Origin of the sequence: Roseobacter sp., assembly GCF_039970775.1 — a bacterium.
Classification (GTDB): domain Bacteria; phylum Pseudomonadota; class Alphaproteobacteria; order Rhodobacterales; family Rhodobacteraceae; genus Roseobacter.
The window spans coordinates 82,263-91,732 of the sequence record NZ_JBDVLG010000025.1; the positions used below are offsets into that span (position 1 = coordinate 82,263).

General features: G+C 57.3%; 11 protein-coding genes and 1 tRNA gene. All 12 read left to right on the forward strand.

The window, feature by feature from the left end; all coding sequences use genetic code 11:
* The first annotated feature begins 154 nt into the window (after positions 1 to 154).
* Positions 155 to 610, forward strand: a complete 456-nt coding sequence (locus ABJH13_RS05285; RefSeq protein WP_348405170.1) for an Rrf2 family transcriptional regulator — start codon at positions 155 to 157, stop codon at positions 608 to 610.
* Between the two features lie 3 nt (positions 611 to 613).
* On the forward strand, positions 614 to 1,792 hold the full coding sequence (locus ABJH13_RS05290; protein ID WP_348405171.1) for an aminotransferase class V-fold PLP-dependent enzyme: 1,179 nt from the start codon (positions 614 to 616) through the stop codon (positions 1,790 to 1,792).
* 14 nt (positions 1,793 to 1,806) lie between these two features.
* A complete protein-coding gene (gene sufB / locus ABJH13_RS05295) occupies positions 1,807 to 3,342 on the forward strand; it encodes a Fe-S cluster assembly protein SufB (RefSeq protein ID WP_348405172.1) in 1,536 nt (511 codons plus the stop codon).
* Positions 3,339 to 3,530 carry a hypothetical protein gene (locus tag ABJH13_RS05300; protein ID WP_348405173.1) on the forward strand — a complete coding sequence of 64 codons (192 nt, stop codon included), beginning with the start codon at positions 3,339 to 3,341 and terminating at the stop codon, positions 3,528 to 3,530. Before sufB ends, ABJH13_RS05300 begins: the two co-directional genes overlap by 4 nt.
* A complete protein-coding gene (locus ABJH13_RS05305; RefSeq protein ID WP_348405174.1) occupies positions 3,531 to 3,845 on the forward strand; it encodes a YbjQ family protein in 315 nt (104 codons plus the stop codon).
* A 59-nt stretch (positions 3,846 to 3,904) separates the two neighbouring features.
* The gene (gene sufC, locus ABJH13_RS05310; RefSeq protein ID WP_348405175.1) at positions 3,905 to 4,660 is read left to right on the forward strand and encodes a Fe-S cluster assembly ATPase SufC; all 756 of its coding nucleotides are present in this window, start codon (positions 3,905 to 3,907) and stop codon (positions 4,658 to 4,660) included.
* Positions 4,660 to 5,940, forward strand: a complete 1,281-nt coding sequence (locus ABJH13_RS05315) for a SufD family Fe-S cluster assembly protein (protein ID WP_348405176.1) — start codon at positions 4,660 to 4,662, stop codon at positions 5,938 to 5,940. The genes sufC and ABJH13_RS05315 overlap by 1 nt, the downstream gene beginning before the upstream one ends.
* A complete protein-coding gene (locus ABJH13_RS05320) occupies positions 5,940 to 6,425 on the forward strand; it encodes a YIP1 family protein (protein ID WP_348405177.1) in 486 nt (161 codons plus the stop codon). The genes ABJH13_RS05315 and ABJH13_RS05320 overlap by 1 nt, the downstream gene beginning before the upstream one ends.
* Positions 6,422 to 7,018, forward strand: coding sequence for a YIP1 family protein (locus ABJH13_RS05325; RefSeq protein WP_348405178.1), 597 nt, complete (start codon positions 6,422 to 6,424; stop codon positions 7,016 to 7,018). The genes ABJH13_RS05320 and ABJH13_RS05325 overlap by 4 nt, the downstream gene beginning before the upstream one ends.
* Positions 7,011 to 8,231, forward strand: coding sequence for a cysteine desulfurase (locus ABJH13_RS05330; RefSeq protein ID WP_348405179.1), 1,221 nt, complete (start codon positions 7,011 to 7,013; stop codon positions 8,229 to 8,231). Before ABJH13_RS05325 ends, ABJH13_RS05330 begins: the two co-directional genes overlap by 8 nt.
* Positions 8,232 to 8,325: 94 nt before the next feature.
* Positions 8,326 to 8,402, forward strand: a tRNA-Arg gene (locus ABJH13_RS05335).
* 368 nt (positions 8,403 to 8,770) lie between these two features.
* Positions 8,771 to 9,079: a hypothetical protein gene (locus ABJH13_RS05340; RefSeq protein WP_348405180.1), complete on the forward strand. Its 309-nt coding sequence runs from the start codon at positions 8,771 to 8,773 to the stop codon at positions 9,077 to 9,079.
* The last annotated feature ends 391 nt before the right edge of the window (positions 9,080 to 9,470 follow it).

A 9,470-nucleotide genomic window follows, 5' to 3' on the forward strand; every position in this document is an offset into this window, starting at 1 on the left:
GGTGAATCTTGACGGCCTCAGTCGGGTACTTTAGAACGGTTCTAAATCTTTCACACATCGTCCATCGAGGTGCGAAATCTCGACTTAGGCGTTCTGGAGCGCCGCGTCAATCATTGCGGGCACGACCCGCGGCATCTGGGGAGGGGGCTGCGATATGAAACTGTCAACAAAAGGGCGCTATGCCATGGTGGCTTTGGCCGATATCGCGCTGCGGCCGGACGGTGATTTAATCACGCTCAGCGAGATCGCAGAGCGGCAATCGATATCGTTGCCGTATCTGGAACAACTGTTTGTAAAGCTGCGCCGCGCCGACCTTGTCTCGTCGGTGCGGGGGCCGGGCGGTGGGTACCGGTTGGCGCGCAGTGCGTCTGACATTCGGGTCGCTGATATTCTGGCGGCCGTGGATGAAACCGTGGATGCGATGCACAAGGGTGCAGGTGCCTCTGGGGGCGCGTCGGGCAGCCGCGCGCAATCGTTGACCAACCGGTTGTGGGAAGGGCTCAGCGCGCATGTCTATGTGTTTTTGCACCAAACACGCCTGTCGGATGTGGTGTCCAACGAACTGGCGCCATGCCCTGCGGTGCCCAACCTGTTTGATGTCGTGGATTGAGTGATGGGCCGCGTCTATCTGGATCATAACGCAACAACGCCGTTGCGGCCCGAGGCCCGCGCGGCGATGTCTGCGGCCATGGATATCAACGGTAATCCGTCGTCGGTGCACGCCGAAGGCCGCGCGGCCAAATTGCTGGTTGAACGCGCCCGCGTGCAGGTTGCCGATCTGGTGGGATGCAAACCCAATCAAGTGATCTTTACCGGCAGTGCCACAGAGGCCGCTGCCTTGGCCGTCGCCCAAAAGCACCAGCACGGCGGTATTTTTGCGGCGTTGCCCACCGAACATGACTGTTTCGGCGCATGGAGCGAGACCGCGCTTGCCCCGCTTTGGGGCCACGATGGCGAGCTGGACCCAGACGGGGCATCGACGTTTTTGAATGCGGTGTGCGAAATGGCGGGGGATGGTGGGCGGCCGGGTGGCGGCGCGGTCGCGCTGGTCGCGATGTCTGCGGCCAACAGTGAAACCGGCGTTATGGCGCCCGACCGCAGTGTTGTGCCCGGCGGCTATTTCGATGCCCCGCAGGCGGGCACGGTGCCCTATTCTGTCGTATGCGACATCACGCAGATGGCAGGCAAAGTGCCGGTGACATATGGCGACACGCGCCCGGCCTATATGATCTTGTCGGCGCATAAATTGGGTGGCCCCAAGGGCGTCGGCGCGTTGATCAATTTCACCGCCGAAGACCCGCAGGCGATTGTGCGCGGTGGTGGACAGGAAATGGGCCGGCGGTCCGGTACCGAAAACGTGATCGGCATTGCGGGGTTTGGGGCTGCCGCTGAGGCCGCGCACCGTGATGTAACCGCGGGTCGGTGGGACGCGGTCGAAAAACTTAGAAAGATTCTAGAAAACACCCTTGCAGCCGCAGCGAAGACAACTATTTTTGTCGGGAAAGACGCAGAACGGCTGCCTAACACTTTGTGTTTCGCGACACCGGGGTGGAAGGGCGAGGCGCAGGTCATCCAGATGGATTTGGCCGGGTTTGCCATCAGCGCCGGTTCGGCCTGTTCGAGCGGTAAGGTGCGCGCCAGCACGGTTTTGCGGGCGATGGGGTATGACGAGAACACAGCCAGCAGCGCCATTCGGGTGTCGCTGGGGTTAGAAACAACACATGAGGACGTGCAGCGGTTCGCCGCAGCATGGCTTGCTCAAGAACGTAAATTCCGCGCCCGAGCGGCGTGAGTATGGAGGTTAAGATGGCTGCATTGGATCAACCACTGGACGAGGTTCAGGTCAAAGAAGGCGTCGATCAGGAAACTGTGGACGCGGTGCGCGAAGTTGGCGGTAAATACAAATACGGCTGGTCCACAGACATCGAGATGGAATACGCCCCCAAGGGCCTGTCGCCCGATATTGTGCGCCTGATTTCCGAGAAAAACGAAGAGCCAGAATGGATGCTGGAATGGCGTTTGGCGGCGTACGACCGGTGGCTGCAAAAATCCGAGCCCAAGTGGGCGATGGTCGACTACCCCGAGATCGACTTTCAGGACCAATATTATTACGCGCGCCCCAAATCGATGGAGGTCAAACCGAAATCCTTGGATGAGGTTGACCCCAAGCTGTTGGAAACCTACAAAAAACTGGGCATTCCGCTGAAGGAACAGATGATCCTTGCAGGCGTCGAAGGCGCCGAAGAGATGGGCGATGAACCACGCAAAGTCGCCGTGGATGCGGTATTTGACAGTGTGTCAGTGGGCACAACCTTTCAGGATGAATTGAAAAAAGCAGGCGTAATTTTCTGCTCGATCTCTGAGGCGATCAAAGAGCACCCAGAGTTGGTGAAAAAATACCTCGGGACGGTCGTGCCGGTGTCGGACAACTATTACGCGACGCTGAATTCGGCTGTGTTTTCAGATGGTTCGTTTGTTTATGTGCCACCGGGCGTGCGCTGCCCGATGGAGTTGTCGACGTATTTCCGCATCAACGCCGAAAACACCGGGCAATTTGAACGCACGTTGATCATCGCGGATAAGGGATCGTATGTGTCTTACCTCGAAGGCTGCACAGCACCGCAGCGCGATATCGCGCAATTGCACGCCGCTGTGGTCGAGATCATCATCGAGGAAGACGCCGAAGTTAAATATTCCACCGTGCAAAACTGGTATCCCGGTGATGAAAACGGCAAGGGCGGCATCTATAACTTTGTGACCAAACGCGCCGATTGCCGGGGCGACCGCGCCAAAGTCATGTGGACGCAGGTGGAAACCGGGTCAGCTGTGACGTGGAAATACCCGTCGTGCATTCTGCGCGGGGACGACACGCAGGGCGAATTTTATTCGATCGCCATCGCCAACAACATGCAACAGGCGGACACGGGCACCAAGATGATCCATCTGGGCAAGCGCACCAAGTCGCGGATCGTGTCCAAGGGCATTTCGGCGGGCAAGGCACAAAACACCTATCGCGGGTTGGTGTCGATGCACCCCAAGGCTAAGGAATCACGCAACTATACGCAGTGCGACAGCCTGCTGATCGGCGGCGATTGTGGCGCGCACACGGTGCCCTACATTGAGGTGAAAAATAACTCCTCACGGGTGGAGCATGAGGCGACGACTTCCAAGGTGGATGACGACCAGTTGTTCTATTGCCGCTCGCGCGGGATGGATGAAGAAGAGGCCGTGGCGCTGGTGGTCAACGGCTTCTGCAAGGACGTGTTGCAGGCCCTGCCCATGGAGTTCGCCATGGAAGCGCAGCAGCTGGTGGCGATTTCCCTCGAAGGGTCGGTTGGGTGACGCCGTTAATGTTGAATTTGGTTGTAAAGCCATTGGCAAGCGGTTTTGTTGCCGCGCTCCTCATCTATCCGGCGCTGAAAAAATTTGAGCATCGCCCTGAGACGGTGCCGCCGCTGAAAGGAACTGTTGGATTAGGCCTGATGGTGGCGCTTGGTATGTTCGCACTACAGTATTGGAAGCTGGGTTAAATGATCCTCACCACCACCAACACTGTCGAGGGACACCCGATCACCGCCTACAAAGGCATTGTCGTCGGCGAGGCGATCATGGGCGCGAATATCGTGCGGGATTTCTTTGCCAGCGTCACCGATGTGATCGGCGGGCGCTCGGGCGCCTATGAAACCAAGCTCAAGGACGCCCGCGACGAGGCCATGGCCGAAATCGAAGAACGCGCCACCGCTATCGGCGCCAATGCCGTGGTCGGGATCGATCTGGATTACGAGGTGATCGGGGACAGCATGCTGATGGTGTCTGTTTCTGGCACCGCCGTCACAATCATATAAATACGTCGCAAGACGCTGAAAATAAACCGCTCTTGCGGATGAATATAAAGGACAAAGACATGCTGAGCATCAAAAATCTGCACGTGAAACTCGAAGAAGAGGACAAACAGATCCTCAAAGGCGTCAATCTGGAGATCGAGGCGGGCAAGGTCCACGCGATCATGGGGCCAAACGGGTCGGGGAAATCGACGCTGTCTTACGTGCTTTCGGGCAAGGACGGCTATGAGGTCACCGACGGTGCGGCCACGCTTGATGGGAACGATGTTCTGGATATGGAGCCCGAAGAGCGCGCGGCGGCGGGCCTGTTTTTGGCGTTCCAATACCCTGTCGAAATCCCCGGTGTTGGGAACATGACATTCCTGCGCACTGCTGTGAATGCACAACGTAAGGCGCGTGGCGAAGACGAAATGTCTGCGGCAGAGTTCCTCAAAGTGATCCGGACCCGGGCCAAAGATCTGAAAATCGACGCGGATATGTTGAAGCGTCCGGTCAATGTGGGCTTTTCGGGCGGCGAGAAAAAGCGCAACGAAATCCTGCAGATGGCGATGCTGGAACCAAAGATGTGCATCCTGGACGAAACCGATTCAGGGTTGGATGTCGATGCGATGAAACTGGTGGCCGAAGGCGTGAATGCGCTGCGGTCTGAGGGGCGTGGGTTCTTGGTGATCACGCACTATCAACGGTTGCTGGACCACATCAAACCTGATGTTGTGCATATCATGGCGAACGGTCGCATTGTCAAAACCGGTGGTCCGGAATTGGCGTTGGAAGTCGAAAACAACGGCTACAGCGATATCTTGGCAGAGGTGGCGTAATGGCGGACGCAGCGGAAAACCTGTCTTTGACAGAGGCGCGTCTGGCGGGGTTGAGTATTCCGTCGGGCGGGTGGTCTGACGCGGCGCGCAAGGACGCGTTGTCGCGGGTGCGCGCGACGGGCTTGCCTGAACGGCGCGACGAATATTGGAAGTACACGCGCCCTGACACGTTGACCCAGGCCGCACCGGTACCTGCCGCCTTGTTCCACAACGACGAAGCGCCTGTTTTTGGCGAAATGGACCGCCTGAGCATCGTGTTTGTGGACGGTGTGTTTGACGCCGAAGCATCCGACGATCTGAGCCTTGAAGGCGTCACGATTGACCGCTTGGCCGACAGCACTGCCGATATTCATTGGGCGCGGGATCTTTACGGCCGCCTTGAAACCAACGGTCAAGACCCGGTTGAGCGGCCATTGGCGGCGTTGAACACTGCATTTGCCACCGATGGTGTGTTGATCCATGTGACGGGCGCGACGTCCAAACCGATCCATTTGGTTTACAACCACACATCGGAAACATCTGACGTTATGTTGCACCATGTGGTGCGTCTGGACGCGGGCGCGGTGGTCACCGTGTTGGAAAGCGGCCCGGCGGCGGCGCGGTTCAACAAATGCATGGAAGTTGACGTGGCCGATGGTGCGACGTTCCACCATGTGCGCGCGCAAGGGCGCGACCACGAACGGCGGGCTGTGACGCATATGTTTGCACGGCTGGGCACGGGGTCTACGTTCAAATCCTTTACGCTGACGGCCAATGGCGTGCTGACGCGCAACGAGTGCATCATCGAACTGACAGGCGATGACGCGATTGCGCATGTGGCGGGCGCCTGTGTCGGTGACGGTGATTTCCTGCACGACGACACGGTGTTTATCACCCATGATGCCGTCGGTTGTGAAAGCCGTCAGGTGTTCAAAAAGGTGTTGCGCAACGGGGCGACGGGCGTGTTTCAGGGCAAGATTCTGGTCAAGAAAGACGCACAGAAAACCGATGGCTATCAGATCAGCCAATCGTTGCTGTTGGACGACGATAGCCAATTTTTAGCCAAACCAGAGCTGGAGATTTACGCCGACGATGTGGCGTGTTCGCATGGGTCGACATCTGGTGCGATCGACGAAGACGCGCTATTTTATCTGCGATCACGCGGTGTGCCCGAAGCGCAGGCGACTGATCTGTTGACGCTGGCGTTCCTTGCCGAAGCGGTGGAAGAGATCGAAAACGACGATTTGCGCGATGAAATCAACGGGCGGCTTGCGGCCTGGTTGGAACGGCATCGCGGCTGATGGCGGTCACACGCAACATCAGACTAACCTACCGCAACCCGGGCAAAATACTGCGCGGGTTGCTGGCGCTTGGCCAACGTGAAGATCGCGCGTTGGCCTATCTGATGGCGGGGTGTTTTGTGGTGTTTATCGCGCAAATGCCACGGTTGGCCCGCGAGGCGCATATCACGGGCCAAGAGCTTGATATGTTGATGGGGGCCGCGCTGATGGCGTGGATCGTGATCGCGCCGTTGATGCTCTATTGTCTGGCGGCGCTATCGCATGTTGTCGCCAAGGTTTTCCGGGGGCGTGGCACGTTTTATGGCGCGCGTTTGGCGTTGTTTTGGGCCTTGCTGGCGGCGTCCCCGTTGATGTTGCTGAACGGTCTGGTCGCGGGGTTCATCGGCCCTGGTCTGGAACTGCAGATCGTCGGGTTCGGGTGGCTTTGCATCTTTGGATGGTTCTGGATCGGCGGTCTGATCGCTGCGGAAAGGCATCACGTATGATCCTCCAACAGGTAAATTGGCCGCAACTGTCCGTGCAAACCCTGCGGGATCCAAAGGCCGCTGCTGCTGACATTATCAGCTGGCAAATACCGCAGGCGGCCTTGTGGATGACGGCGGCGGTCATCGCGATCGCCAGCACGTTGATGTCGGCGTTGTCGCATGCGGCGATCCCATTGCCCGCGCCGCTGGATACCTTGATGATCAGCCCCTTCATGGTGTTTGCTGTGATCGCGGGCGCGTTTGTCCTGACCATTTACGCGCTATTTTGGACCGGCCGCGTCTTGGGCGGCACCGGTGACCTGACAGATCTCCTGGCGGTGCTGGTCTGGATGCAGGCGCTTCGGGCCGTGGGGCAGGCCCTGGTGTTGGTGGCGGCCTTACTGGCGCCGGTGCTGGCCAGTTTTCTGGTGCTGTTTGTCGCGGTTGCGACCCTGTGGGTGTTTGTCAATTTCATCAGTGTCGGCTTGCGGTTAAACTCGCTTTTGCGCGCTGTGGTCGTGTTGATTGTGGGCGCGTTGGTGATGTCGCTCGGTCTGTCTTTTCTTTTGTCTATGTTTGGCGTCAGTGCCATCGGAGTCCCCAGCAATGTATGATGTCACAAAAATCCGCGCTGATTTTCCCATTCTATCGCGTGAGGTGAATGGCAAGCCGTTGGTCTATCTTGATAACGGGGCGTCGGCGCAAAAACCGCAGGTGGTGATTGATGCGATCACCAATGCCTACACGCATGAATATGCAAATGTTCACAGAGGGCTGCACTATCTTTCCAATGTCGCAACGGACAAATACGAACGGGTGCGCGGTGTCATCGCGCAGTTCTTGAACGCGGCATCCGAAGACACGATTGTCCTCAATTCGGGCACCACCGAAGGCATCAATATGGTGGCCTACGGCTGGGCTATGCCACGTATGCAACCGGGCGACGAGATCATCTTGTCGGTGATGGAACACCACGCCAATATTGTGCCATGGCATTTCCTGCGGGAACGGCAAGGCGTTGTGCTGAAATGGGTGGATGTGGACAGCACAGGCGACCTTGACCCCCAAGCGGTGATCGACGCCATCAGTCCACGGACCAAACTGATCGCGGTCAGCCATTTGTCGAATGTGCTGGGTACGCGGGTTGATGTGAAAACTATCTGCCACGAAGCCCATGCCCGCGGCGTGCCGGTGTTGGTCGACGGCAGCCAAGCCGCAGTGCACCAGCCGCTTGATATGCAAGATCTCGATTGCGATTTTTACGCGATCACGGGGCACAAGCTATATGGCCCGTCGGGGTCCGGCGCGATCTACGTAAAACCTGAACGGATGGCAGAAATGCGCCCCTTTATCGGGGGTGGCGATATGATCCGCGAGGTCAGCAAAGACACGGTCACCTATGCCGACCCGCCGATGATGTTTGAGGCAGGCACACCCGGTATTGTGCAGACCATCGGGTTGGGCGTGGCGCTGGACTATATGATGGGTTTAGGCATGCATAATATCGCCGCCTACGAAGACACGCTGCGGGACTATGCGGTTGAAAAACTGAATGGCCTCAATTGGTTGCAGGTCCAAGGCACGACACCCGACAAGGCCGCGATCTTTAGTTTCACTATGGACGGGGCCGGGCACGCGCATGATATTTCCACGATCCTTGATAAAAAGGGCGTGGCGGTGCGGGCAGGGCAGCATTGTGTGGGGCCATTGATGGCGCATATGGGTATTCCTGCCAGTTGCCGCGCGTCTTTTGGGCTTTATAACACCACGTCGGAGGTCGATGTGTTGGTTGACGCCCTCGAACTGGCCCATGATCTTTTTGCGTGACGGCTGAGGGTTCGCAGATGTTTGTCTAAACCTGCGCCCCGCGTGCTGTTTTGCCGTTGCGGGGGCAGATTAGTCCCGTTATACGAATTCCAGTGGACCCTTAGCTCAGCTGGATAGAGCGCTGCCCTCCGAAGGCAGAGGCCAGAGGTTCGAATCCTCTAGGGTCCGCCATAGATTTTTGGCCTAAGAAGGCCCCCCCACCCTGACATAATTGAACACTAGTTATGCCATATCTGATAGCTCCGAGGGTCTTGAGCATGTCGTTGGCACCGTGTTCAAATGCGGCCATGCGGTACTTGTATTGATTGACGGGTCATGATGGGCATGTTGGTCTTATCGACTGGATCGATATGTAACCGCAAACCTTAGTCAAGAGATGCAAAATCGGTAAGCTATTGACTTTAAATTTATTTTTCAATCTGAATCTTAACCACGGTTGCCTTTCTGGGGACGGTCTAGCCGCTCACGCGGAGCGTGCGATCGTGGGTGCGGGCTCGGGAGCTTCCTAGACAGCCGCATTTTGTTTGGTTTTGGTTTACGTGCTTCCGACAAGTTTCAAGGCGTTGTTGGTCGCGGGGCTGGGGGCGTGCATCATTTATCAGGCGGCCCGTATTTTCCCATACACACGTCTCGCAGTATCCGAAGTTGACCTCCTTGAGGAGGCGCCTGACCACAGCAAAATCAAGCTGTTGTTTGCAAATGTACAACTGGAAAACACGCGCAAGGCGGGTATGGTCCGGCTTATTGACCGTGAAGACCCGGACGTTTTGTCCCTGATGGAAGCGGATCAACACTGGCTGGATGCCGTTCAGGGCTGCCTTAACAGATCAAGACGGCGGCAACGATGACCGGCGATGCCATCTGGCCGACTGTCTGCATGGACGACTTTAACGACGTCGCATGATCACGGACGAGCCATCACGTTAAGGCATACGGCGGGTTTTTTGAGCCGCGCGTCGGACGAGGCAGGTTCTCTACGCTCCACGCACAATACCAGCTCTTTGCCGTCCCCATTGACCAGATCTACCTGACCGCTGGCATAGGGTTGGTCTCATTTGGCCAGTTGGAAGATTTTGGGTCGGATCACTATCCGATCAGCGCTGCTGACCTGTGCCCCAAGTTCCCTCCAGCTTGGCGCGGAGTCCTTGGTGTTAAATCTTTGGCGCTATGCTGCCATTTTGTCCATCAAGCTTCTCTGCAAGAATTCCATTGGTGTCAGGTTTCCTAGTGCTGAATGTG